The sequence below is a fragment of the Mycobacterium simulans genome (assembly GCF_900232995.1).
Taxonomy (GTDB): domain Bacteria; phylum Actinomycetota; class Actinomycetes; order Mycobacteriales; family Mycobacteriaceae; genus Mycobacterium; species Mycobacterium simulans.
Genome location: NZ_OCVX01000004.1, coordinates 218,367 through 242,998, shown reverse-complemented (window position 1 = coordinate 242,998; position 24,632 = coordinate 218,367). Strand labels below are relative to the sequence as shown.

The 24,632-nt window shown below is 61.5% G+C and carries 21 protein-coding genes; 13 read left to right on the top strand and 8 right to left on the bottom strand.

The features are described from left to right. Window positions 1-6 precede the first annotated feature (6 nt). The 6 genes from MSIMFI_RS17255 to MSIMFI_RS17230 all read left to right on the top strand — a co-directional run bounded on the left by MSIMFI_RS17255 (window position 7) and on the right by MSIMFI_RS17230 (window position 6,895). A complete protein-coding gene (locus MSIMFI_RS17255) occupies window positions 7-993 on the top strand; it encodes a helix-turn-helix transcriptional regulator (protein WP_191498378.1) in 987 nt (328 codons plus the stop codon). Beyond that, window positions 990-1,961, top strand: coding sequence for a helix-turn-helix transcriptional regulator (locus MSIMFI_RS17250; protein WP_191498377.1), 972 nt, complete (start codon window positions 990-992; stop codon window positions 1,959-1,961). The genes MSIMFI_RS17255 and MSIMFI_RS17250 overlap by 4 nt, the downstream gene beginning before the upstream one ends. 90 nt (window positions 1,962-2,051) lie before the next feature. Further along, complete coding sequence (tatA, locus tag MSIMFI_RS17245) at window positions 2,052-2,303, top strand: Sec-independent protein translocase subunit TatA (RefSeq protein ID WP_186243556.1); 252 nt, start codon at window positions 2,052-2,054, stop codon at window positions 2,301-2,303. A gap of 117 nt (window positions 2,304-2,420) precedes the next feature. Next, window positions 2,421-3,278, top strand: a complete 858-nt coding sequence (tatC, locus tag MSIMFI_RS17240) for a twin-arginine translocase subunit TatC (RefSeq protein ID WP_396820309.1) — start codon at window positions 2,421-2,423, stop codon at window positions 3,276-3,278. Window positions 3,279-3,365: 87 nt separating this feature from the next. After that, entirely contained in the window at window positions 3,366-6,068 is a 2,703-nt protein-coding gene (locus tag MSIMFI_RS17235; protein WP_191498375.1) for a DEAD/DEAH box helicase, read from the top strand. 59 nt (window positions 6,069-6,127) lie between these two features. Then, window positions 6,128-6,895, top strand: a complete 768-nt coding sequence (locus MSIMFI_RS17230; RefSeq protein ID WP_186243553.1) for a DUF4333 domain-containing protein — start codon at window positions 6,128-6,130, stop codon at window positions 6,893-6,895. A 4-nt stretch (window positions 6,896-6,899) separates the two neighbouring features. Here the strand turns inward: MSIMFI_RS17230 and MSIMFI_RS17225 are convergent, their stop codons facing one another. After that, window positions 6,900-7,856, bottom strand: a complete 957-nt coding sequence (locus MSIMFI_RS17225; protein WP_191498374.1) for a 5'-3' exonuclease — start codon at window positions 7,854-7,856, stop codon at window positions 6,900-6,902. Window positions 7,857-7,960: 104 nt separating this feature from the next. On the opposite strand from MSIMFI_RS17225, the gene MSIMFI_RS17220 reads away from it, so the two are divergent. Continuing rightward, the gene (locus tag MSIMFI_RS17220; RefSeq protein ID WP_191498373.1) at window positions 7,961-9,082 is read left to right on the top strand and encodes a M24 family metallopeptidase; all 1,122 of its coding nucleotides are present in this window, start codon (window positions 7,961-7,963) and stop codon (window positions 9,080-9,082) included. Window positions 9,083-9,300: 218 nt separating this feature from the next. On the opposite strand, the gene MSIMFI_RS17215 is transcribed toward MSIMFI_RS17220, so the two are convergent. From MSIMFI_RS17215 to MSIMFI_RS17205, 3 genes are all read right to left on the bottom strand, one after another. Further along, window positions 9,301-10,251 (bottom strand): hypothetical protein, encoded by a 951-nt coding sequence (locus MSIMFI_RS17215; RefSeq protein WP_224770300.1) that lies wholly within the window; start codon window positions 10,249-10,251, stop codon window positions 9,301-9,303. Next, on the bottom strand, window positions 10,248-10,946 hold the full coding sequence (locus MSIMFI_RS17210) for a DUF5632 domain-containing protein (RefSeq protein ID WP_191498372.1): 699 nt from the start codon (window positions 10,944-10,946) through the stop codon (window positions 10,248-10,250). Before MSIMFI_RS17210 ends, MSIMFI_RS17215 begins: the two co-directional genes overlap by 4 nt. Window positions 10,947-12,421: 1,475 nt before the next feature. Further along, entirely contained in the window at window positions 12,422-12,856 is a 435-nt protein-coding gene (locus tag MSIMFI_RS17205; RefSeq protein ID WP_224770299.1) for a hypothetical protein, read from the bottom strand. A gap of 487 nt (window positions 12,857-13,343) precedes the next feature. Between MSIMFI_RS17205 and MSIMFI_RS17200 the strand changes: the two genes are divergently transcribed. From MSIMFI_RS17200 to MSIMFI_RS17180, 5 genes are all read left to right on the top strand, one after another. Further along, window positions 13,344-15,875, top strand: coding sequence for a TNT domain-containing protein (locus MSIMFI_RS17200; protein ID WP_318187410.1), 2,532 nt, complete (start codon window positions 13,344-13,346; stop codon window positions 15,873-15,875). Beyond that, window positions 15,872-16,408 (top strand): TNT antitoxin family protein, encoded by a 537-nt coding sequence (locus MSIMFI_RS17195; RefSeq protein WP_186246118.1) that lies wholly within the window; start codon window positions 15,872-15,874, stop codon window positions 16,406-16,408. The genes MSIMFI_RS17200 and MSIMFI_RS17195 overlap by 4 nt, the downstream gene beginning before the upstream one ends. Window positions 16,409-17,450: 1,042 nt before the next feature. After that, window positions 17,451-17,978 (top strand): hypothetical protein, encoded by a 528-nt coding sequence (locus tag MSIMFI_RS17190; protein WP_191498371.1) that lies wholly within the window; start codon window positions 17,451-17,453, stop codon window positions 17,976-17,978. A gap of 467 nt (window positions 17,979-18,445) precedes the next feature. Next, window positions 18,446-18,709 (top strand): hypothetical protein, encoded by a 264-nt coding sequence (locus MSIMFI_RS17185; protein ID WP_191498370.1) that lies wholly within the window; start codon window positions 18,446-18,448, stop codon window positions 18,707-18,709. A gap of 85 nt (window positions 18,710-18,794) precedes the next feature. Continuing rightward, on the top strand, window positions 18,795-19,046 hold the full coding sequence (locus MSIMFI_RS17180) for a YrhB domain-containing protein (protein WP_191498369.1): 252 nt from the start codon (window positions 18,795-18,797) through the stop codon (window positions 19,044-19,046). A 1,341-nt stretch (window positions 19,047-20,387) separates the two neighbouring features. On the opposite strand, the gene MSIMFI_RS29760 is transcribed toward MSIMFI_RS17180, so the two are convergent. Next, window positions 20,388-21,791, bottom strand: a complete 1,404-nt coding sequence (locus MSIMFI_RS29760) for a putative alpha/beta hydrolase (RefSeq protein ID WP_449870851.1) — start codon at window positions 21,789-21,791, stop codon at window positions 20,388-20,390. Then, a complete protein-coding gene (locus MSIMFI_RS17170; RefSeq protein WP_191498367.1) occupies window positions 21,773-22,087 on the bottom strand; it encodes a DUF2563 family protein in 315 nt (104 codons plus the stop codon). The genes MSIMFI_RS29760 and MSIMFI_RS17170 overlap by 19 nt, the downstream gene beginning before the upstream one ends. Window positions 22,088-22,483: 396 nt before the next feature. Here MSIMFI_RS17170 and MSIMFI_RS17165 point away from each other — a divergent pair, with 396 nt between their 5' ends. Beyond that, entirely contained in the window at window positions 22,484-23,929 is a 1,446-nt protein-coding gene (locus MSIMFI_RS17165; RefSeq protein ID WP_191498366.1) for a hypothetical protein, read from the top strand. Window positions 23,930-23,935: 6 nt separating this feature from the next. On the opposite strand, the gene MSIMFI_RS17160 is transcribed toward MSIMFI_RS17165, so the two are convergent. Beyond that, window positions 23,936-24,097, bottom strand: a complete 162-nt coding sequence (locus MSIMFI_RS17160) for a hypothetical protein (RefSeq protein ID WP_186243541.1) — start codon at window positions 24,095-24,097, stop codon at window positions 23,936-23,938. 105 nt (window positions 24,098-24,202) lie between these two features. Beyond that, on the bottom strand, window positions 24,203-24,613 hold the full coding sequence (locus tag MSIMFI_RS17155; RefSeq protein ID WP_191498365.1) for a F420-dependent biliverdin reductase: 411 nt from the start codon (window positions 24,611-24,613) through the stop codon (window positions 24,203-24,205). Window positions 24,614-24,632 lie beyond the last annotated feature (19 nt).

Below are 24,632 nucleotides of genomic sequence, written 5' to 3'. Positions count from 1 at the left end.
TGACGAATGGCGACCTCGAAAGTCGAACGGCTGGTAAATCTCGTCATCGCGTTGCTGTCCACCCGCGGTTACATCACTGCCGAAAAGATCAGGTCCAGCGTGGCGGGCTATGCGGACAGCCCCAGCGCTGAGGCATTCTCCCGGATGTTCGAGCGCGACAAGAACGAGCTGCGTGACCTCGGCATCCCGCTCGAAGTCGGCAGGGTATCCAACCTGGACCCCACCGAGGGCTACCGCATCAATCGCGACGCCTACGCGTTGCCTCCCGTGGAGCTGACGCCCGACGAGGCGGCCGCGGTAGCAGTGGCCACCCAGCTGTGGGAGTCGCCCGAATTGATCACCGCGACGCAGGGTGCGCTGCTTAAGCTGCGGGCCGCCGGAGTAGACGTCGATCCTGACGCCCCGGTGGCGATCGCGTCCGCGGCCGGCGTGCCGGGTTTGCGCGGCTCCGAAGACGTCCTCGGAATCCTGTTGTCCGCCATCGATTCCCGGCAGGCGGTGCAATTCCCGCACCGTTCATCGCGCGCCGAGCCGTATACCACCCGCACCGTCGAACCGTGGGGGGTGGTCACCGAGAAGGGTCGTTGGTATCTCGTCGGCCACGACCGCGACCGCGGCGCCACCCGAACCTTCCGGCTATCGCGGATCGGCGCGGATGTCACACCGATCGGCCCGCCTGGGGTGGTTACCGTGCCCGACGGCGTGGACCTGCGCACGATCGTGGCACAGACCGTCAGCGACGCGCCGACGGGTATCCAGGCCACGGTTTGGGTCGCCGAGGGGCGGGCCACCGCGCTGCGTCGCGCCGGCAGGTCCGTCAGGCCTCTGCAACTAGCCGGTCGCGACGGCGAGGTGATTGAGCTCGACGTCGTAACCAGCAACCGCGTGGCACGGGACATCGCCGGCTACGGAGCCGACGCGATCGTGTTGGAGCCGCGGTCTCTGCGCGACGATGTGTTGGCCCGGTTGCGCGCCCAGGCGGGCCTGAGATGACACCCGTTTCGACTCGCCTGGTTCGGCTGCTCAACATGGTGCCGTACTTCGAGGCCAACCCGCGGATCACCCGTGCCGAGGCCGCCGCGGAACTCGGTGTATCAGCCAAACAGCTTGAGGAGGACCTCAATCAGCTGTGGATGTGCGGCTTGCCGGGTTACGACCCTGGTGATCTCATCGATTTCGAATTCACCGGCGACACCATCGAGGTGACGTTCTCGGCGGGCATCGATCGGCCGCTCAAGCTCACATCGCCCGAGGCCACCGGGCTGCTGGTCGCGCTACGAGCCCTGGGCGACATCCCGGGCGTCGTCGATCCGCGGGCGGCGCGCAGCGCGATCGCCAAGATCGCGGCCGCCGCGGGTGCCGCCGGGCACGACACCACGGTGGCGGCAGCCCTCGACGAGCAGGCTCCGGCCGAGAGCCGGGCCGCGGCCGTGGTGCGCGCCGCGGTGCGCGATAAACGTGCGCTAACCATCGACTACTACTCCGCGTCACACGACACGCTGACCAGACGGACAGTGGACCCGATCCGGGTGCTGTTGATCGGCGGCCACAGCTACTTGGAGGCGTGGTCACGCGAGGCCGAAGGCGTTCGGCTGTTCCGCTTCGACCGGATCGTCGACGCCGTCGAACGGGGGGAGCCGGCCGTGCCGCCGGAACCGGCGGTGCAGGCGCCGCCCGACACCTCGCTGTTCGACGGGGATCCGTCACTGCCGTCCGCGACGCTGCGCATCGCGCCGTCGGCGTCGTGGATGTTCGACTACTACCCGATGCGGGAGGTACGCGAGCTGCCCGACGGCTCCTGGGAGGCAACCATGACCTACGCCACCGAGGACTGGATGGCGCGCTTGGTGCTGGGCTTCGGTCCGGATGTACAGGTGCTGGCGCCGGAATCGCTCGCGCGGCGGATACGCGATGCCGCCGCCGCCGCATTGGAGGCTTATCAGGCTGTTGAGCAGGCGTGAGTCGTGGACCCTGCAGCACGTCGCGGCGCGGACACACCGGCACTCGGCTCTGCTGCGGTAGCATCGGGAGAACGTCTGGAGGTAATCAAAGTGGGCAGTCTTAGTCCGTGGCATTGGGCGATCCTCGCTGTAGTGGTGATCGTGCTGTTCGGTGCCAAGAAGCTCCCCGATGCGGCGCGCTCGTTGGGCAAGTCGTTGCGAATCTTTAAGTCCGAGGTCCGCGAAATGCAGAACGAGAACAAGGCCGAAGCGTCGATTGAGAGCCCCACACCGGTTCAGTCGCAGCGTGTCGACCCGCCGGCCACTACAGAGCCCGGTCACACCGAGGCGCGTCCGGCGTAGTCCGATATCGCTTGACCGAATGTCGTGAACGGTTCTCGGGTCTCAGCGCGCGCCTTCGGTCTACTCAAACGGCTCAACCCTCGTAACAGGCGCAGCCGTGTCAATCCTGACGCGACGATGTCGTTGGTCGACCACCTGACGGAGCTTCGCACCCGGCTGCTGATCTCGCTGGCCGCAATCCTGGGCACCACGATTTTCGGGTTTATCTGGTATTCGCATTCGATCTTCGGGCTGGAGAGTCTCGGCGAATGGTTGCGGCATCCCTACTGCGCGCTGCCGCAGTCGGCGCGCGCGGATATCAGCGCTGACGGGCAGTGCCGGTTGCTGGCCACCGCGCCGTTCGACCAATTCATGCTGCGGCTCAAAGTGGGAATGACGGCCGGGATCGTACTGGCCTGTCCGGTTTGGTTTTACCAGCTGTGGGCATTCATCACGCCCGGTCTGTACAAGAAGGAGCGCCGCTTCGCGGTGGCGTTCGTGATCCCGGCGGCGATCCTGTTCGCCGCCGGTGCCGCGCTGGCCTACCTGGTGCTGTCCAAAGCACTTGGTTTTCTGTTGACGGTTGGCAGCGATGTGCAGGTGACCGCGCTTTCCGGCGACCGGTATTTCGGGTTCCTGATCAATTTGTTGGTGGTGTTCGGCGTCAGCTTCGAATTCCCGCTGTTGATCGTGATGCTCAACATGGTCGGCATGCTGACCTATCAGCGGCTCAAGTCGTGGCGTCGCGGCCTGATTTTCGCGATGTTCGTCTTCGCAGCGGTGTTCACGCCAGGGTCCGACCCGTTTTCGATGACCGCTCTCGGGGTGGCGCTGACGGTGCTGCTTGAGTTCGCCATTCAGATCGCTCGGGTACACGACAAGCGAAAGGCTAAGCGCGAAGCCGCAATTCCTGATGACGAAGCATCCGTCCTTGAGCCGCCTTCGCCGATACCGGCGCCGTCGGTCATCGGCGGACCCCATGACGACGTCACCTAGATTCTCTTTGCGCGAACGTGCGTGTTGGTACGACGACACGCCGATATTGACGTACATTTGCGCGCTTTCGCGGGATAGGTCGGCGGAGTGACCGACCTGCCTCAGCTGGCGCGGTTCAGCGCCGAACTGCCCTTCTCGCTCGACGAATTTCAACGGCGGGCCGGCGCCGCGCTCGAACGCGGTCACGGTGTGCTGGTCTGCGCGCCAACCGGTGCCGGAAAAACCGTGGTCGGCGAATTCGCCGTGCACCTGGCGCTGGCGTTCGGCGGCAAATGCTTCTACACCACCCCGCTGAAGGCGTTGAGCAACCAGAAGCACACGGATCTGACGGCACGCTATGGCCGCGACCGGATCGGGTTGCTGACCGGTGACCTGTCGGTCAACGCCGACGCACCCGTCGTGGTGATGACCACCGAGGTGCTGCGCAACATGCTCTACGCCGATTCGCCTGCACTGCGAGGACTTTCGTATGTAGTGATGGACGAGGTGCATTTCCTGGCCGACAGGATGCGGGGTCCGGTATGGGAGGAGGTGATCCTGCACCTGCCCGACGAAGTGCGGGTGGTCAGCCTGTCGGCGACGGTGAGCAACGCCGAGGAGTTCGGCGGCTGGATTCAGACCGTGCGGGGCGACACGACGGTGGTGGTCGACGAGCATCGGCCGGTGCCGCTATGGCAACACGTCTTGGTGGGCAAGCGCCTCTTTGATTTGTTCGACGACTCGCACGTCAACCCGGATCTACTACGCCACATCGCACATCGCCGCGAGGCCGACAGGATGGCGGACTGGCAGCCGCGTCGTGGACGTGGAGGTCAAGGACGACCCAGGTTCTACCGGCCACCAGGGCGAGCTGAGGTGATCGCAGCACTGGATGCGCAAGGGCTGTTGCCGGCGATCACCTTCGTGTTCTCCCGCGCCGGCTGTGACGCCGCGGTCGCCCAGTGCCTGCGATCCCCGCTGCGGCTGACCACTGAAGAGGAGCGCGCGCAGATCGCAGAAGTCATCGACCACCGGTGTGGGGACCTTGCGGACTCCGACCTGGCGGTGCTCGGGTACTACGAATGGCGGGAGGGTTTGCTGCGGGGTCTGGCCGCGCACCACGCCGGGATGCTGCCGGCATTTCGGCACACCGTCGAGGAGCTGTTCGCAGCGGGTCTGGTCAAGGCGGTTTTCGCCACCGAAACCTTGGCGCTCGGCATCAACATGCCGGCCCGCACGGTGGTGTTGGAGCGGCTGGTGAAGTTCAACGGCGAGCAGCACGTTCCGCTGACGCCGGGGGAGTACACGCAGCTGACCGGGCGTGCCGGCAGGCGGGGCATCGATATCGAGGGTCACGCCGTCGTGCTCTGGCATCCCGATATCGAGCCATCTGAGGTGGCCGGGCTGGCCTCCACCCGCACCTTCCCGCTGCGCAGCTCGTTTGCCCCGTCGTACAACATGACGATCAACCTGGTGCAACGGATGGGACCGGAACTGGCGCACCGGCTGTTGGAGCAGTCGTTCGCTCAGTATCAGGCCGACCGGTCCGTCGTTGGGTCGGTTCGAGGTATTGAACGGGGCAACAGGATGCTGGCCGATATCGCCGCCGAGCTCGGCGGGCCAGACGCGCCGATCCTCGAATACGCCCGGCTGCGGGCGCAGATTTCCGAGCTGGAGCGTTCGCAGGCCCGCGCTTCTCGGCTGCAGCGACGGCAGGCCGCCAGCGACGCTCTGGCTGCGCTGCGCCGGGGCGACATCATTACCATTACCCACGGCCGCCGTGGCGGGCTTGCGGTGGTTCTGGAATCCGCGCGCGACGCCTCGGATCCGCGGCCGTTGGTGCTGACCGAACACCGATGGGCGGGCCGGATTTCGTCGGCCGATTACTCGGGTGCGACGCCGCCGGTCGGGTCGATGACGCTGCCCAAGCGGGTCGAACACCGCCAGCCGCGGGTCCGGCGAGATCTGGCCTCGGCGCTGCGCTCGGCGGCCGCGGGACTCGTGCTTCCGGCCCCACGCCGCGACAAGGAGGCCGCGTTTCACGATCCGGAGCTGGCGTCGTTGCGGGAACAACTGCGCCGTCATCCCGCGCACAGCGTCCCCGGTCGGGAGACGCAGATGCGCCAGGCCGAGCGCTACTTGCGCATTGAACGAGACAACACGCAGCTGGAGAAGAAAGTCAAAGCCGCCACCAATTCGCTGGCCAGAACGTTCGATCGGATCGTCGGACTGCTCACCGAGCGGGACTTCATCCAAGGCCCTGTCACGGATCCCACGGTCACCGACGACGGCCGGCTACTGGCGCGGATTTACAGCGAGAGCGACCTCTTGGTCGCCGAGTGCCTACGCACCGGCGCGTGGGCTGATTTGAAACCGCCTGAGCTGGCGGCGGTGGTCTCGGCGGTGCTCTACGAGTCGCGCGGCGGGGACGGGCCCAGTGCTCCGTTTGCCGCCGATGTACCCACACCCCGGTTACGGCAGGCGTTGAATCAGACGGCGCGGCTGTCGACGACACTGCGCGCCGACGAGCAGACGCACCGGATCGGCCTGAGCCGTGAACCCGACGACGGCTTCGTCAGCGTTATCTACCGCTGGGCGCGAACGGGCGACCTTGCGGCTGCGTTGGCAGCTGCTGACGTCTCAGGTAGTGGTTCGCCGTTGTCGGCAGGCGATTTCGTGCGCTGGTGCCGGCAGGTGCTGGACCTGTTGGACCAAGTCCGCAATGCCGCACCTGACCCTGATCTGCGGGCGACGTCCAAGCGCGCTATCAATGACATTCGGCGCGGCGTCGTCGCAGTTGACGCCGGGTAGGCTGGGCCAGAGCTACGGTTACATCGCCGAATGTGATCAGGACGGATTGAGGAGAAACGATGAGCGGACCGCAGGGATCAGACCCGAGGCAGGGCTGGCAACCGCCCGGCCAGGGGGGCGACCATTCCTCGGACCCGACCATGGCTGGGTCGCCCTGGCAGCAGCAGCCGAATCAGGACGCGACGTGGCACGCGCCGGCGTATACGCCGGGCGAGTATCCGCAGTACCAGCAGCCAGCTGACCCTGCGTATCCGCAGCAGTACCCGCCGTCGGCGCCTCCCTATGGGCAGCCCGACTTCAGTTCGCAGGCCACGCAGTACGGTGCGCCCCCGCAGTTTGGGCAATATCAGCAGCCGGGACAGTACGGCCAGCCACCGCAGTATGGTCAGCCAGGTCAGCCCGGCCAATACGGTCAGCCAGGGCAGTACGCTCCTCCCGGCCAGTACCCCGGGCAGGTCAGTCCCTATGACCAGGGGGGCAAGGGCTCCAAGCGCTCCATGGCGGTGATTGGCGGTGTGGTCGGCGGTATCGTCCTGCTCTTCGTCATAGGCATCCTGATCACCGGGTTCTGGCAGCCCGGGTTTTTCGTCACCACCAAACTCGACATCAACAAGGCCAACGCCGGCGTGCAGCAGATCCTCACCGACGAGACCACCGGCTACGGCGCGAAGAACGTCAAAGACGTCAAGTGCAACAACGGCGCGGACCCAACCGTCAAAAAGGGAGCCACTTTCGACTGCACCGTCAGCATCGATGGCGCCTCAAAGCACGTTACGGTGACCTTCCAGGACGACAAGGGCACCTACGAGGTCGGCCGACCGCAATAGCATTTCACGCCGGCAGCGCGTCGAGTGCCTTCTGGAGTCGAGCAATCGAAGACCCGACGCCGAATTGGGTGGCCAGCTCCGCGGTGCGCGCTGGGTCGGCGGCGGCCAGCGGCAATCTGTCGGTGCGCGTCGATAGCTTGACCGGCGCGTTGGTGGCTACTCGCACCACCTGTCCTGCGGCCTCGATATAGTCCCTCGCGGCATGCAGCTTCGCGCGTAGTCCTTTGGCTAGCTTGGATTTCGGATCTTCGGCGGCGGCCAGGATCGCGTCGAGCGAGCCGTGCTGCGCCAGCAGGGTGGCTGCCGTCTTCTCACCAACACCGGGCACCCCCGGTAGGCCGTCGGACGGATCACCGCGCAATAGCGCGAGTTCGGCGTAGGCGGGACCGGCCCGATCTACCGGCACCCCATAGAGTTCGGCGACCTCAGCGGGCCCGAACAAGGTGGCCTTGGAAAGCCCGCGGCCCAGGTAGAGCACCCGAACGGGAACGGGATCGTCGGCAACCACCTGCAGCAGGTCGCGGTCCCCACTGACCACGACCACCGGGTTGCTGCGTTCCTGCGCGGCTAATGTGCCCAGCACGTCATCGGCCTCGAAGCCCGGTGCGCCCGCCGTCGGGACCCCGAAGGCGTCCAGCAGCTCCATGATCATGTCGACCTGCGGGGTAAGTTCGTCGGGCACTTCTTCGATGTCGGGTTGTCCTTTGGGCGCTTCTTCGGCCACCCGGTGGGCCTTGTATGACGGGATGAGGTCCACCCGGAACTGCGGCCGCCAATCCAGGTCAAGGCACACAACCAGCCGGTTCGGCCGCTGCTGGGTGATCACGACGGCCATCGAGTCGATGAATCCTCGGACGGCGTTGACCGGCCGACCATCGGGAGCGGTGATCGAGGACGGCACTCCGAAGTACGAGCGGAACCACATGCTGGCGCCGTCGAGCAGCAGTACAGGTGCGGGCATGCGGGCTATCTTTTCCCGGTGTCGAACGTCGACTTGTTGTCGGCCATCTCGCAAAATCGGCACATCAAGTCGACGCTCGACGAGCCGCGATTAACCTGGCTGGCATGGATTCTCGCCGATTCGACGCCGAGGTATATGCCCGCCGATTGGCCGCTGCGGCCGCCGCGACCGGTGCCGCCGGCCTGGACGGCCTGGTGATCACCCCGGGCTACGATTTGCGCTACCTCATCGGCTCGCGGGCGGAGACGTTCGAGCGGCTCACCGCGCTGGTTGTGCCTGTGGCCGGTTCGCCTACTGTGGTGCTGCCGCGGCTGGAGCTGGCTTCGCTCAAGGAATCCGCTGCGCTGGAACTGGACCTGGCCGTGCGGGATTGGGTCGACGGGGAAAATCCATATGAGTTAGTCTCTGGCGTTTTGGGTGGTGTGCGGGCCGCTGTCACTGACTCGATGCCGGCGCTGCATTTGCTGCCGCTTGCCGATGTGCTTGGTGCGACACCGGTTCTGGCCACCGATGTGATGCGCGAGCTGCGGATGGTGAAGGAGGCTGCCGAGGTCGATGCGTTGCGTAAGGCGGGCGCGGCGATCGACCGGGTGCATGCCCGGGTGCCGGAGTTTCTAGTGCCGGGCCGAACCGAGGCCGACGTCGCGGCGGATATCGCCGAAGCGATTGTCGCCGAAGGGCATTCGGAGGTTGCGTTCATTATCGTGGGATCGGGTCCCCATGGCGCTGACCCGCATCACGGATACTCCGATCGTGAGCTGCGGGTGGGCGACATCGTCGTCGTCGACATCGGTGGGACATATGGGCCGGGCTACCATTCCGACTCCACGCGGACCTACAGCATCGGCGAGCCTAGTTCCGAAGTGATGCAACAATATTCGGTATTGCATCTTGCGCAGCGCGCGGCCTTTGATGCGGTTCGTCCTGGCGTGACCGCCGCCGAGGTCGACGCTGCGGCCCGCGCGGTCTTGGCCGATGCGGGGCTGGCGGAGTACTTTGTGCACCGCACCGGGCACGGTATCGGGCTGTGCGTGCATGAAGAGCCCTTCATCGTCGCGGGCAACGACCTGCCGCTGGCCGCGGGCATGGCGTTTTCCATCGAGCCGGGCATCTACTTTCCGGGCCGCTGGGGGGCGCGCATCGAGGACATTGTCGTTGTGACGGATGACGGGGCGGTGTCCGTCAACAACCGGCCGCATGACCTGATTGTCGTGCCGGCGTCCTAGCGAGCGAAATGTCATGTGCGCCAATTGGGTTGGTGTTATGTCTTTGCGCTCGCGGTTCAGCCCAGGCTGGTGGTTGGCGAGTCGATCCGGTGTGAATCCTGGCCTTTGAGGGTGAATTCTGGGCGCGAAAACCGGCCGGATCCCGCCCTGGACACACGCTGAAAGCCGTGACTTCACACTCGATCTCGAGGCGGGGTCGGTGGGCTCAGCGGCTAGCGTTAGCGGTTCGAGTCGGAATTATCGTCGCCTTTTTCAGTCGGAAGCAGGATGCGCCTGGTTACGACCGGCTTGCCTTCAACGTGTTTAGTCACTGCAGGTGGGAGGGGTGGCGGTGTACTGATACGGCCCTGCACTGGCGCGCCGTTCTTAACCGATGGCGCCACGATGCGTTTGGTCTCGGGTTTGGCGTCGCTCGGCCCTCCGGTCCCGTGCATGGCACCCGGCGGCATCATCGGCATCGCACCCATGGCGCCCCTTGGCGCTGTTGACGCTTCCGGCGCAGCCGTCGGAGCTGGCGAGGTCACGTGCGACGAGGTCGGCACGGTACCGGCCGATGGAGTTGGCGGCGGTCCGAGCATCGCGGTCGGTGTGGTGTCGATACCACCACCCGCGCCCCCTGCAGTTCCGGCAAGCCCACTTCCGCCGCCACCGCCACCGAATTCGCTTTCGGCGCTGAGCAATTCACCAGGTGTGGCCTCGCCGGCCTTTGCGCCTTGCTGCAAAAGACCCATGCCCGTTTGCATGGCCTGTTGACCAGCTTGGGCGAGTTGCTGCGGGATCTGACTTAGCGGTTGCAGCGCACCGCCGAGGGCACCGGCGATACCACCTGCGACACCAGACGCCATCTGCGGCATTTGCTGCAGCATCTGTGCCATGTCGCCCTGACTGCCGACGCCGGCCAGCTGCGCGGCTGACTGTTCTTCATTCGCGGGGAATTTGGCGAGCGCTTCATTCAGCTTCGCTTCGCGTTCGGCCTGTCCAGCTTGACCGGCCTCGATATCGCCGGGGATACCGACATTGGTTGCTGCCCCCAATACGGCGAGCAAGTTGTCGATGACCGACCCCGGATTGGCGACTTGCGCCGGCGTCAGTGGCGGTGGGGGAGGTAGTCCAAGCAGCGCGGCGAGCTGATCGAGGATTATCTTTAGCTGCTGATCGCCTCCGCTCACTGGGGCCTCCCGGGTGTGGTCGCTTGGCTCAGCGCTTGAAACCAAGCGAAGTGGTAATGGGCGCCGGCCGTGTCACCCCCGACAAGTGCGTCGATGGCTCCGAGCAGCTGCCAATTTCCCACGAGGTTGGCGTTGACGTGATCAGGATATGAGTCCAACACCCGATCGCGGACTTCGGCGAGGTGTTCGCGAAGCAACTTGGATTCGGAGTCGAGGACTCCTGTGCCGGTTGATGCTGCTTTGGCAAGAGTGTGCGCTAGGCGAGGCAATTCGTCGCGCCATTTTGTGGCTTGGCCGAGTTCCCAACCGAGTTCGTCGACCGCCGGTACGTGACGTGCTCGTGTTGAGGTCGCGACGGGTTCTTCTTCCTCGGCTGGCAGGTAGTGAACGGGTGTGTAGCTGGCCGCGGCACTAACCTCGCCAAGAAGCACTTCGATATCGCCTCTGCGATGAGCTGGTGCAAGCAGTTGCACGCCCACCGGCACGTTGATGTCAGGTGGTATCCAACCGCTGGCCAGGTCGGTGACGAGAACGGTTGTGCCGTCGGCTCGTTCGCCGACGGCCCATCGTAGGCGGGGTTCTTGACGGGCGACTGCATCTATGAGCCGCTGCAGCCTCGCGCCAGCGGTCGCAGCGGCAGAAACCGCCCCGGCTGCCGCACCGCCGCTGGCAGCGGCGACCGCCTGTTCAGTCACTCCCGCGGGCGTTTGTGGCACAGCTGGGGCAGCGGCAGTCTGGCGTACTACTGCGGGCTGGCCCAGTCCACCTGTCCCGGCCGGGGAACTGGTCGGCGCCGCTGCTGATGCACTTGGCGTCGAGCCCGCTGGCGTGGTTGGCAGTACGGATGCTGTCGGCGCTGGTGGCCTGATGTCGGCGCCGTAGGACGGCATTGGGCCGGCCGGCGCTAGGGCGGCGGGCGCCGGGGCTGCCGGGCCCACAGGGCCCGCAACGTAAGTCGTGGTTGCTTCGCTCGGTGGGGCGCTTGGGGGCGGCACGGGTGCGGCGGCCGCAGTATGGGTCGGATGAGGAGCGTCAAACACTGGCGCGTGTGCAGTCGATGGCGGTGTCGGCGCGACTGCTGTCTCGGGGATGTGTGGCGTGCTTGTCTGCAGTTGCGGCTCAACTGCGTTCAGTGGGCCGCCGGTTAGCGCTTGCGTTGCTGCCGACATCGGGGTCCCTGTTTGCATCCCGTGATCGAAGCTTTGCATTAGTTCGGATGGGGTGATACCGGTGGAGAGGTTGGCGGACGCAACAGGTGTCGGGGCTGAAACGTTAGACAGACCTGGCGCCGGAACTCTCGGTGGGATCGTGCCCGCGACCGAGATGGGGCCCTCGCTACCTAGATGTATGGGAGATGGCAACGGCGCGGGAGCCGGTCGTGGTAGGCCATCCGCCTGTCCTGTTTGAAGAATTGAACCAATACGGCGGTTGCCGGTTGCAGTCACGACTGGCAGCGCGTCGCGCGCGCCGGTAAGTGAAGCGTTCTCAGGATTGAAGGATTTGCCGCTTTCGGGTCTTAGGACGTCCGATTCTCCAGTGCCATGCAACGAGCTTGACGGATCAACAGCTGCCATCACTTGTTGACGGATTGCGTCCTTGTTGGGTGATCCAAACATGTGTCCGATATCGAGACCGTGGTCTTTGGTGAATTGTAAGGCGGACCGGGCGCTACCATCTCTGCTGAGAATGTTTTGCATTGCGCTAATGATATTCTGAGCACAGTTCGCAGCATTTCCGTTCGCGCGAGTTTGGCAATTAAGCACCACGTCGATGACACGCTCGATCTTTGTCGTTGGGAGATCTTTTGAACCCAGGATGGCGTCAATTTGAGAATTACCGTCTGCCGCGACTGTCGTAAGCGCCGCTCGTAATTCTCTGACGGAGCTGTAAGAAAGATCACAGGCAGCCTGCTTAGTCTCATTCTTTTCCGCGACATCCAGAGCTTGCTTCTCGCCTCGATGGAACGTGCTCCGGAGATCGTCAGCAGTTATTCCTTCTTGGCCCCCTAACGGGCCAGACCGCGCCTGGTTCAATTGGTCCCGAAAACGGTGGTATGCGGCCGCAGTCGCGCTGAAATGTGTCGATGCACTCGCTAAGATATTGAGGTTTGAACCCGCTGGCCATACGTTACCCACAAGGATTTGCGACCACTTCCCCGGTGGGTAATCGGTCATTTGCATAACCCGTCTATTTTTGCAAAAGAAGCGTCTACGGCCTTACGTAATGGGCCCGTAGTAGAATTTGGTGCGTCTGCAAGAGAATTGAGTGCGAGTTGCTGAAGGGTATTGGCGAGCGTGCGGACATCGTTGGCTAAGTCTGTTGGTGTGGCGGGGTCTCCATAAATACGATTTAGGAGATATTCACCGCCATCGAATAGCGCCAATCGGGCGTGGGCGGCCACAGCGATTCTGCCGGTTTCATCGCCCGGAATTGGGTCCTGGCGATTGGTATTTATGCTGACCGCTTCGTGAACCAACTCATTGGCTGCGCAAACGTTGGCCTTTGCATCAGCGATTTGCTGCGCGGTGAACGCCGGAGCTGGGGGCGCCGGCGACGGATCGGCGCGCAGTTGGGGATGGAACCACCCAACGATGGCTACGGCCACGGCGACGAGCGCTACGGCCAGCGCGACGAATGTGAGCCAGCGCGAAGGGGCGTGTATGTGCATGGCTGGTGCCGGCGGCCACGGCGCTGGCACCCCGGGTGATGTTGAAAGACCAGCAGGGCCGGCAGTCCGGGGACTTTCATGGCGTGGCAAATCGGGCATTGGGTGATGGTATTCGCTAAGTCGCTCTTCGGCTATTCGTCTTTGCTGGAATTGATGCTTGATGCTATCAACATCGGTAAAGCTGATCCAGCTAGTTAGCTGACCTTCAGTAAACCTGCTGTGGACGCGACCCCGTGGTGCCCCGGTGAATTGCTATCTCGCGGGTTGGGTGCTTCGGTGGGCTCGGGTAGGGGTGAATACCGGTGGCGGACGGCATGGGTAAGAATCCGTGCGTGGCTGATGATGTGCCAGGCGCTGGCTCAGTTGACAATGGCGGCGCACACCTCGCATGCCATTTGCAGCGGTGTGATTGCCATGAGTGTGGGTGTGTGGTCGTGAGCTGATGGCGCCGTTGGCGGTAGATCCCGCGGCCCTCGACAATGCCGGTTCTGCGGTGGTCTCCGCTGGCGAGGGTTTGGGGTCGGTGATCTCCACGTTGACCACGACGCTGGCCGGGTCTGTGGGTATGGCAGGTGCTGATCCGGCTGGAGCGGTGTTCGGGCGCGCCTATGACAGGTCGGCGGCCGCGCTGGTCCATGCGATGTCGGTCGCGCGGAACGGGTTGTGCAACCTTGGCGATGGTGTGCGGATGACCGCGCACAACTACTCGTTGGCCGAGGCGATGTCCGATGTCGGCGGGCGGGCTGTCCCGCTGCCGGTGCCGCCGTTGACCGGGTGTGTTGCGGCGGGTTCGCCGCCGTCTGCGGTCGGGGCCGTCGGTGGCGCTCCGCCGGGTTGGGGATGGGTGGCTCCCTATATCGGAATGATTTGGCCGAACGGGGATTCGGGAAGGTTGCGGGCCGCGGCCGCGGCGTGGCGTAGTGCGGGCACACGGTTCGCGCTGGCTGAAATCGAGTCGACAGCCGGTCCGATGGGTGCTATCCGTGCACAGCAGCTCCCCGAGGCCGGGCTGATGGAATCGGCGTTTTCTGATGCTTACGCCAGCACCGTCGCCATTGTGGGGCAGTGCCAGGCGATCTCGGCCCAGCTCGCCAATTATGCGGCTCGCATCGATGCGGTGCATGCGGCGATCTTGGATTTGTTGGCCCGCATCTGTGATCCACTGACCGGGATCAAAGAGGTGTGGGATTTTTTGACCGGCGAGGACGAAGACGAGATCCGACGTATTGCCGCGGACATCGCCGAGGTAATCGACCAGTTCACCGGCGAAGTCAAGGCGTTGGGTGCTGAGATCACAGCGGTGGTTTCGCAGGCCGAGACGGTGATCACCACGATGGGCCGCCACACGGCCAAGGAATGGGGTCAGTTCCTGCATGGCAACCCCGTGGGCCAGGTCATCAATTTTGCTGGGCAGCGTTTGAAAGGCATCGGTGAGGCAGCCGAGGGACTGGGCGAAACCGCCTTGGCCTACAACCAGATCCGGATCTTGGTCGATCCGCTTGGCTTTAACCGTGACGCGGGAGAGATGGTGCGGGGCATGGCGCCGCTGGTCGGACTCGGCGGCGCGCACGCACCTTCGGTAGGACAGGCGTGGAGGGAGCTGCTCAAGGACACGGTCCACTGGGATGATTGGTCTAAAAACCCCGGCGAGGCGCTCGGGAAGACCGAGGCCGACCTCGCGACGACGTTTCTGCCCGGCGGACCGATCTCGAAGATGGGAAGCAAAGGCCGCGATCTTCTTGAGGCAACTCGAGGGCTTAAGAAGCCACCCAACCCGCTCGCCCCACACGTTGAACCCCGGACCGCGACTCCGCAGTTGGGACAGGAACCGCCGGCGCCACGGACCGAATCGCCCGAACCCGGCCGCGCAGCGTCCGCACCGCAGCCCAAACCCGCACTGGCGCCCGCTAGCGGGCCGCTGCCTCACAGCCCAGCCGAATCCAAGACACCAGTCGCCGACAAGCCAGCCGCTGCTGAGCCATCCAAACCAGTAGCGCCGTCGCCAGCGTCGACAGGTCAGCCGCACGTACCCGCACCCACCGCGCCCGGCAAGCATTTAGCAGCGACCCACATGCAGCCCGTTGAACCGGTGCACGCCGCCGCGCACCGCTCGTCGCAGCCGTCGTCGGCCGTCATATCTGCGGCGCCACACGCGTCGGCGCCCCAGTTCAGGCACTCAGCTGGCCGGCCAGTTGAACTGCCAGCACCGCATGGTGGTCCGCACGGGGTTGGCGATGGCGGACCGGCAGCCGGCCATCCACCTGGCCTGCTCCCGGACCATGGTGGTCCGCAGTTGTCTGGCGACGTCGGGCCCGTGGGGCCTCAGGATCCAGTGCATTCCGACGAGCTCTCAGGCGATGGATGGCATCGGTTAGCCGACCAGTCGGTAGATCCCCATTATGGGAAACCGTTGGCGAGATATTGGGACTTTGCCGATAATCCAGTCGATCCAAGCCGAATTAGCCGGGGGGTTGCCGAACTAATTAAGGATCCGGACGCACCCTTTGGTCGCGACCTGCAAGGCCGTGCATACTCTGAGCAAGAATACGCTGAGCGCTTTAACGATCTGCGCCCGAATGGCGATCAGTGGATGAAATTCCCTGGAAATGACGGGGCCGTGCCGGGTACGAAGGTTGCATTCACGGATGGAGAACAATTCATCACAAGCTACGGTGCGCGATTGGACCGGGTGGGGAATGATTCGGGCAAGTACTTAGCGCTAATGGAAAATGGCATACCACGCTCATGGGAGGAACGCGCATTACATGTCAATAGTTTGACCGATCCATATAATGCATATACGTTCGCGCATCTTCCCAGTGGCTGGAAGATCGAAGTATCAGAAGTCGCACCAGGGGTCGGTCAACCCGGCGGATCGATACAGGTGCGGATCCTCAACACGGAAGGCAGGGCGATGACCGTGGAAGATCTAATTGAGCTAGGTGTATTAGAATGACCGACCACGTAGAAATTTCCCGAGAGCTTGAAAAATGGGGAGAACTTGCTGGTTACACCCTGACTCCTGGGTTCCGTAGTGATACCGGACGCGCGGTATTCTGGGCATCATTGGGCGAGATCCGACTCTTGATAGGAAAGAACGAGAGCGGCTGGATTATCATCACCGACTCTGACCGGATGGGCCCTGAGCATTTCGTCTTGGCGGCACCGTCGATGACAGCTATTGAAAGATACTTATTTGGAAAATTTGGTCGGGCTATTAGAAGTAAGCGAGGCCTTCGCCGCGTGCGTGTGCCAATTTCGAGGGAAGAAATATCGACCGGTTTTAGTATTGATACTCGGCAATTTGAAGGTGTCGACCGTCTGGCATTAATCGCGTCAGATGGCTCCACGGTCGCCATCGGTAGCGGGGACCCAATAAGTGGAACCGCAGACCTTGTCAAGCTGTCCGTGTATCTGACGGCGACGATCGATGAGATCGTCGCATCATGCAACGATCCTGACGGAAAGCCGCTCTTCAAACGTCGATAACGTATAGCCCTACACTAGTTGTCGCCGGCGATCTTCGTTGCTTGGAGCGAGCGGATCTACTCAGTCGCAGACTGGGCGACCCGCTGGGGGATCTGGCTCTGCGGCTGCAATGCTCCACCCATGACCCCGGCGATTCCGCCTGTAATGCCCGAGGCCATCTGAGGCATCTGCTGAAGCATCTGTGCCGTCTGCCCTGAATCGCCGAGACCGGTCAAGTGCGCGGCTGCCTGATCTTCGTTAGCCGGAAACCTACACTGTTTACAACGAAACAGCCGAACTGACGTTCTACTCGCAATTTGAAAGGCTCCGGTGGGCATGGATATAGATACCAGAAATCCGGAAGTTGAGGAATTGCTTAGCCGATATTAAAGCTGGCGGCAGATTTGTCACTATGCGGGAAATGCCTCTTGGGACGAATCGGCATGGGAGAATGGCCGGCTGTGTTTCCGGCATGGTTCTCCGCATCCTGATTGGTGGGGCTATATCATCGAAGCATTGGAAAGCGGTGGCTATCGGGTACTTCGTGCGTCCACTGAGCGTCGCATAAGCTCAGTAGAATCCCCGGAAGTTTTCTTTGCCCGATTCCAGGATGCCAGAAAGTTCGTCATCTAAAGTAGGGACGTATCTCAGGAGCGCCCGTCGGATGACGATGATAGGTCCAGAATGGCGCTCACCGGGCCTTGATCCGCAGGTGGATGGATACGTCGAAAGTGACGAAGGCGTTAAGTATGTGCTCCGGAGCAATCCCAAAGCATATTTTGGTATGACACGTGGCGATGCGCCCTACAGTCACATCCTCCCCCTTTCATACGACGAGCTGGATACCGTACTTCTCGACGGGTTTGCAGAAAGCATCACGGCACGGCTGAAGCCCAACGATGGAGCTTCTGGGTATCTTCCGTGAAGCAAACGTGAATTGTCTTGTTAACGAAAATTGGAGTGATACGGTTCCCTGACGGCAAAGCCCGGCATGGCCGCTTATTCAATCGTTATCAAAGCTTCTATATTTCGGGGAAGGTCATCCAATGGAGACTCATAAGAAGTGAGCGTATTCGAGGCAGATATGGATGAACGAGATGTCATACAATTGATTGCCCGTTATCATAACTGGCGGCGGATCTACCGGTACGCTGATGGGGAGGTGCCGAACGAACCCGATTGGGTCGACGGTCGGCTTTACTTTCGCAATGGTTATCCGTACCCAGCGTGGTCGGCGTTTATTCTCGAAGCCACTTCCGACCGGAAGTATCGCGTTCTACACACCTCGACGGAACGACGGAATACTTCCGTAGAATCGTCGCGTGCAACATTCTCACGGCTACAAGATGCCGGTAAATACATAATCTACGAAGTGGCAGATGCACTCCGGGTCAGGCTTGGACTCAAGCCTTTAGAACAGAAATGGCGAGCTACAGGTCTTGATCCTCGGGTGGATAAGATCGCGATCTCGGAGAAGCAAGCAAAGTATTTATTGCGCTCCGACGAGAAGGTCTACTTCCTTGCCTACTCCGGTGGTGTTCAACCGTACAGCCACATACTCTCTCTCTCTCTCTCGCGTATGACCAGTTAGATACGGTGCTACGTGATGGGTTTCCGAAGAATGTCATTCGCCCTCTTTCGATAGGAGGCGACGCTCCGCCGTCTAAACCGAATAAGCCTGAAGAGCTCAACTGACAATTTTCGTTATACATCTGGAACGAGGAATGAACGGACGATGGGAGTTCTATAGTGAGCAAGTAGATTTCCGTAACGGTTTTTCTACGCACGAAAAGAAGAGTTACTCCACCCACAGGTCTGCAGTCAAGTTGGTGACTGGGTTTTGCTACCGGCTTCTCGACGCCATAGTTTTGTGCGGGTCGACATCGCTGCCCCTGAGGTGTTTAATCTCCGGATTCTCTTGGGCAATGAGGCTGGTGCGACGAGCGGTAATTCCTGGCGGTCTCTCCCAATGGCGCCTCACAGACTGTCGCGGACGGTGGATCTGTATCAGTAGAAAGCTATACTGTTATGATCATCTTCAAGTAGATATGAGGGTTCATGAAGTTTCGAGACACGTACTTTTCGCGCGAGGACAGATACTCGATTGGCATAGAATCTTCCTCTGGTCGTTACTACGTCTCTATACCTGTCAGCAACGGTGTTGTTGATTATGAAGAATACTATGAGCTCACCGAAAAGCAATATCGTGAATTATTATGCGACAATACTCGAGCAAGTGAATTTGCAGAAGCTTGTCGTCGGCGGCAACACGACGACCTGCTTTTGCAAAAGCTGGGCAGTAATCGAGGAATACCTGTATAGAGAGACTCATAAATTAGAATTCTGCATAGGTTGACTTGACAAGACCGAGCGCTCGCATATAGACTATCTTCTATTTGAGGTACCGATGAATAAAATAGACTTTGACGAGGCGCGAAGACGGGCTATTCATACGATTAGGGAATTGGCAGAAAAAGGGCGGTTGAGTGATCTCATGATCGTCGATATGGCGATCGTAGAAACACAAGAAGCATGGTATTTTCCGTACGATGCGGTCGCGTTCGTCCTAAATGGAGATATTTCTGCTGCGTTGGCAGGAAATGTACCAGTGAAGGTGCCCAAAGGCGGGAGTGCTCTCACGTACGAAGCACTGAAATAGCAATAAATGGTCGGAGCGTCAATGAGCAAGGAAATCGCCGGAAAGATTTTTTTACACCCGAAGAAGCGGGCGTTACTCCGCCAACAGAAGCTGAGTTAGCCCGCGCGCGTAGACTATTCGATGAGTTCCAGCAACAAGTAGATGCCGTGGCCCCAACAGACCGACCGACACAAATCTCGCCGAAGTTTGGGATGATACTTCAGGTACCGAGTACGAACAAGTAGCAAGACGGCTGAGCCGCGATTGATGGATCTTGTCTGTCAACATCTGAGCTAGATAATCGCCGCCTAGTGTGCTGCGATTTCGCATTGACGCGGCTTTGCGGGCAGGCAGTTGTCCCATTCGAACGATATGGGTCTCGGGATCGAAGGTGTCGAACCGCAAACAGATGCGACGAATTGATCACAACGCAAAGTACTGCGGCTCCGCGACGGCGGCGGCCTGTAAGGCGACATCTTGGCGTGTCCCCGGTAGCTTTGATAGCGCCACATGCTGTGTATATGTCTTGCGATTTTCACACCACAATAACTTATTCGCCTGTTTTCTGCAGTTACACAAAATACAACACAGCAAGCACTGCCACGAATACAAACACGCCAAAAAACGCTGCAAATGCGCCTACCGAGAATGCGGTTGTGCGCTTGAAGGCCATCGTAAGTCCGCATAGAAAGAGAGGAAAAATCGGCGCAAAGAACCAGAAGTAGCCTATTGTAAGCATCGTTGATAGTACGCCAACGAACAGGCCCGCGAGGAGTTGGACAGGTCGTTTTCGAGCGTGGTCGAAAGGGCTTTGATAACCGGATGGTGTTGCCATATCAGCTCATCTGCTGGAAGGGATAACAAAGAATACGGTAATGACGAGCAATATTGACCAGCCCGTGAGTGGTGCCAGGATAACTCCGAGCGCTAACGTTCGCCAAAACGATGTTCTGGTACAGAAGAATAGAATTACGCCCACAGCAACAATAGCTAGAGATGTTTGAGAAACAAAAGTGTAAAAGAACCGTGTCGATATATGTCCGTGTTCAATGACTGACATGGCCTTGGCTATAATCGCCCACAGAAATCCACCGGCGATTGCCCCGGTAAACGTTGCTCGTATCCAGTCGACTGGTTCTTTCATCCAATCCTTACCCAAACGGAGATTTTATCGTGGCAGCAGCGGCGGCAGCATAACAACCGGATCATGAATACCTATCTGGGGCGGGTTGTCAGGCGTCCCCAGTGGGTAGGTGCCCGGTGGCGTCGCGACGAGCGGCGGAGCGATTGGCGCTGCCGATGGACCGTGTCCAGGATGGGGAAGTGCGGGAACTTTGGGAGCCGGATACTGATCGTTAAACCCTAACTCAAGAGCTTGGTCTCCGATCGGCTTGTGCCACCAAAGACCCGCTGCAGGTCCGAGAGCGCCATCCACGAACTGGCTCTTATCAACAACTGGCGGTGAGGCCATGCCTGCGCGAGCGTTGTCGTACTTGCTCCAGGCCGATCGCTGTAAATCTCGATTGCTGGAAAATTTGTCACGGTTCCACCTACGCGAGGCCCTGCTGCCGTCGGCTCAATGACGATAGTCCCGTTCACATCGAATGAGAGGGCCTTTGCAGGCGCTTCGCCGCCTGGTGAGAACGGATCGGCCGCACTGTATTTGATCATGACGGATCCGTTGCTGCGTTGCACCGCCGAGATTGTGGGTGTCCCGGCTCGAATCTGACCGGTCTTTTCGTCGATTGAAGGGTTTTGCCTGGCCACTATGATGCCGTTCTCGTAATCGACATAAATTGACACCCTCGATGCCTCCGGCCCAGCTGTGGGAGAGAACCCTCGATTGTCACCAAGATTGTTGTGGTACGGCGGTATATCGGCTTGGGGGTCTAACACCGCTCGGCCCGGAATGAAGAGGTTTGTCCGCACCACGCCTTGGCCGGGCACTGGTTCGATCCGGCCGACGACGATGTTGGCAGGCACACCACCGTTCTTCGGATCGTAGCTATGTGGGTCCAGGGCCGCAGCCGTCTCCCAGTCGGCCGCTGAACTCGGTTGTCGGCCGAAAACCTTTGTAAAGGCTTCGATCTGGTTCTGCCGCCTGTTGCCTTCTGGTTCAGCCTTGGATGGTGACCCGGACGCGTCAAGATCCCCGATGGGCGCCTGGTCGTAGCCATCGACTCGAAGGGTAGCCAGCGACTTTTGTAGATAGTCCGAGTAGCCGGTGCGTATTGACTGGATCTGAACCAGGGTTGCATTCGTGTCACCGATGGCTTGATGCTCGAGGGCGGAGATCCTTTGATCGATTATCGATCTTTCAACCGCACTGAGGTGGCCGCTGTTCTCCAGGTCGAGCGCTTCACCGAGTTGCCTGTCGAGGTCTTGTAGTTGTGTCTCCAAGGTCGAGATCAAAACGCCTGAGGTGTGTTGCGTTTCGGCGAGAGCCGCCGCGATGTTCTCTAAATCAATCGCGATCTTGGGCAACTGCTCGGATTGCATACCCAGCGATCTCGTGATGCGCTCGACTTCGGCGGAGTCATTGATCGGGTGATCACCGTTCTCTCGATTCCAGGACGCTTCGAAGCGCCGGCGTGCCTCATCAAACGCACTATTAGCCTCGGTGCTGCATCGACCCGCATCGTGAAATGCCTGAGCCAGGTCCGAAATCTGTGCTGGTCGACCACTTTGGAGACTTCTGTCAATTGCCCAAGGGTCGCCGCCCGCTTCGGCGATTAGCCGCGGAATGCTTATGTATTGGAGTCGCACCGCACCACCCGTAGTAACGCGGCGTTACGTTCGTCCATATCGGCGAATTCCGTTGCGGCGGCTGCCGCCTTGTCACCGAGTGAGGTAAGCGCTTCCTTGTTGGCGTCCAACGTTCGCACATGGTGGGCTTGTGCTGCAATGACCGCGTCGTGAAATGCCGCGGCCGCGGCGAAATCGCCGAACATTGTCGGTAGTTGCGGCCCGCGCGTCAGGCGGCTGACTCCGTCATGTGCGTGACCACCGGCGTGATGCGACTCTTGGGCTCCGGAGCGGAGTAATCCCATGTCGACGAACATCGCTTCCCCTCTCCGAGTATCAAGGCCTCGATATCGCAGCGGCGCCAAGCGATCCGGTCCTGACACGTGACTCCGAGGTGGGCGCGGCATCGCGCCCCTGACATGAGCTCTGGCGAGGTTAACCGCTGGTTTTTCGTCGCGCAATTCATCACGTGGGCTCAACCTGAAGGTCCGCGGGCGACGATCGGGGATGCGGTTGTCTGGGGCGGTGCGTCGGAAGGTGACACGGCGGTTGGTTAGCCAGTGTCACAAGGAATCCCGAGACGAAATGCGATAGCGTTAAGCATCGAGGTCTGCGTCGACATTTCCGCTCGTCTCTCGCGGATCCAACAAATAATCGCAACACTTCTACAACATCTCTCGATTCACGCGCGTGGACATGCGAACCTAGCCCGCATGCCCCGCGCCCGATGGCTGCAGAGCGCAGTCGTCGTAAGCGTGTTCGCGGTCGTCATAACGCCGGCCACACCGACGGCAGCCGATACCTCGCCGACGGCACCCTGCGACGCCATCAGCCCGATCGCGATTCCCTGCGTCGCGCTCGGCAAGGGCGCCGACGCAATCGCCGCAGAGTGCCGGCGCGCCGGCATAGCCGATACAAGCTGCACCATTCCGTTGGCCCACCGGGTCACCCAAGCGGCACGTGACGCTTACCTACGGTCATGGGTACACCGCACCGCGCAATTTCAGTACAGGCTCGGAAACCCGTTGCCGCTCAGGGATACTCAGTGGCTCGGCACCCACAACTCGTTCAACAGCGTCGCCGAATCGCTCACCGTGTCGCACGTCGATTCAAACCAGCAACTGACGCTGACCCAACAATTAGATATCGATGTCCGCAGCATCGAACTGGACCTGCACTACATCCGACGGCTCGAGCGCCTCGGCGCGCAAGATGTCACCGTGTGCCACGGTCTTGGACCGGACAAGGCGAACCTGGGCTGCACCACCGAGCCAACCCTCGCAAAGGTGCTGTCGGAGGTCGCCACCTGGCTTAATGCACCTGACCACACCGACGAGGTCATCCTGCTCTACCTCGAGGACCAGTTGAAGGACCCGGCCGCCTACGCGTCGGTGGTCGCCTCCCTGGAAGCCGGACTAAGGCGCCCGGACGGCGAAAGCCTCATCTACCGTCCTGACCAAACCCGACGCGCCGCCAACGGCTGCGTCCCCGTTCCGCTAGACGCGTCGCGTGACGACATCCGCACATCCAACGCGCAGGTGATCCTTGTCAGCAACTGTGTGCCGGGGTGGGCGGGCGACGTCTTCGACTGGAACAACCTCGAGGTCGAGAGCGGCTCGACCCCCAACTACCAGCCCTACCCGGCGTGCGATGCCACCTACGGCAATGCCGTCTACGCATCCAAACTAGTCCGCTACTACGAGGACTCCACGTTGTTCGGGGCCCTGTCGACTCCGCTCCGGCCGCCGGCCAATCCAGCGGCGCTCACCCCGCCGAAGGTGCAGGCGATGACCGATTGCGGTGTCAACCTGTTCGGCTTCGACCAGCTGCTGCCCGAGGACGGGCGCATCCAGGCGTCCCTATGGAGCTGGGCACCGGACGAACCGCGCGCGGGAGCCGGAACCTGCACCCTGCAGGGAGCCGACGGCCGCTGGATCGCCGCTCAATGCACGGACGCCCACCCTGCGGCTTGCCAGAGCCCGACCGGCACGTGGACCGTGACGCCGAGTGTGCCGTTCACAGGGGCTTCGTCAGCCTGCGCTGCGGCAGGATCGAACTTCACGCTGCCAAGAACGGGAGACCAGAACGCCCGTCTGCGTGCGGTAGCCGAGACCGCCGGCGGCGTGTGGGTGCGCTACACGACCAGGCCCGAGCAGTAACCAGACTTACTGCGGCATCCCCGCGGGGTGTGGGAAGACCTGGTGGAACTGGTCATGCAATTGTTCCAATTGTGCACAGCTCGTCAGTACCGTAGCGACGAACGTCGCGGCCAGCACCGCAAACAGCACCCGAGTTGTCGGCCGAGTTCTCCTGGTCTTAGCGGTCAAGATCGTTCCTTTCAGGTTGTCCGAAATCCGCTTTGCCACGCATTCAGGTAGTCGGCTTCTGACAGCAAAAGTTCCCCACCAAGAGTGGGCGCGAAAAGGAGCCGACTACTGACCCCGGTCCAGCAGATCCGACGACCCCAGCACCCGTTCGACCTCGACCTCGATGACGACTCGCCGAGGGTTGGCCCGAGGGGTGCGATAGCGCTGGGCGTAGCGCAGCTCGGCGTCGCGGACGGCGTCGATCTCCTTGTTAACGCTGGCCTTGCCCTCAAGCGAGAGCCACCGCGCGCCATCGACCTGGCTGAGCACGGCGATCCCGCCGCGATCGGCATTGACCGCCTTCTGCGAGCCGCCGGTGGTGATTACCCGGGCGATGTGGGTCTTGGGATCGAAGGTGAAGCCCACCGCGACGACATGCGGCGAACCATCGGTCCGCAGCGTGGTCAGCATGGCCAGATGGCGTTCGGAGAGAAACGCCAACGCGTCGTCACTGAGCCGCGTAGTGGTATTCGCCATCGCTCCTCACGCTAGCGCA

Bases quoted from the DNA above. Each gene is read 5' to 3' on its own strand.
- MSIMFI_RS17255 (WP_191498378.1), top strand. From the start codon at position 7: ATGGCGACCTCGAAAGTCGAACGGCTGGTAAATCTCGTCATCGCGTTG.
- MSIMFI_RS17250 (WP_191498377.1), top strand. From the start codon at position 990: ATGACACCCGTTTCGACTCGCCTGGTTCGGCTGCTCAACATGGTGCCG.
- tatC (WP_396820309.1), top strand. From the start codon at position 2,421: ATGTCGTTGGTCGACCACCTGACGGAGCTTCGCACCCGGCTGCTGATC.
- MSIMFI_RS17230 (WP_186243553.1), top strand. From the start codon at position 6,128: ATGAGCGGACCGCAGGGATCAGACCCGAGGCAGGGCTGGCAACCGCCC.
- MSIMFI_RS17225 (WP_191498374.1), bottom strand. From the start codon at position 7,856: ATGCCCGCACCTGTACTGCTGCTCGACGGCGCCAGCATGTGGTTCCGC.
- MSIMFI_RS17220 (WP_191498373.1), top strand. From the start codon at position 7,961: ATGGATTCTCGCCGATTCGACGCCGAGGTATATGCCCGCCGATTGGCC.
- MSIMFI_RS17195 (WP_186246118.1), top strand. From the start codon at position 15,872: ATGACCGACCACGTAGAAATTTCCCGAGAGCTTGAAAAATGGGGAGAA.
- MSIMFI_RS17185 (WP_191498370.1), top strand. From the start codon at position 18,446: ATGAAGTTTCGAGACACGTACTTTTCGCGCGAGGACAGATACTCGATT.
- MSIMFI_RS17180 (WP_191498369.1), top strand. From the start codon at position 18,795: ATGAATAAAATAGACTTTGACGAGGCGCGAAGACGGGCTATTCATACG.
- MSIMFI_RS17170 (WP_191498367.1), bottom strand. From the start codon at position 22,087: ATGTTCGTCGACATGGGATTACTCCGCTCCGGAGCCCAAGAGTCGCAT.
- MSIMFI_RS17165 (WP_191498366.1), top strand. From the start codon at position 22,484: ATGCCCCGCGCCCGATGGCTGCAGAGCGCAGTCGTCGTAAGCGTGTTC.
- MSIMFI_RS17155 (WP_191498365.1), bottom strand. From the start codon at position 24,613: ATGGCGAATACCACTACGCGGCTCAGTGACGACGCGTTGGCGTTTCTC.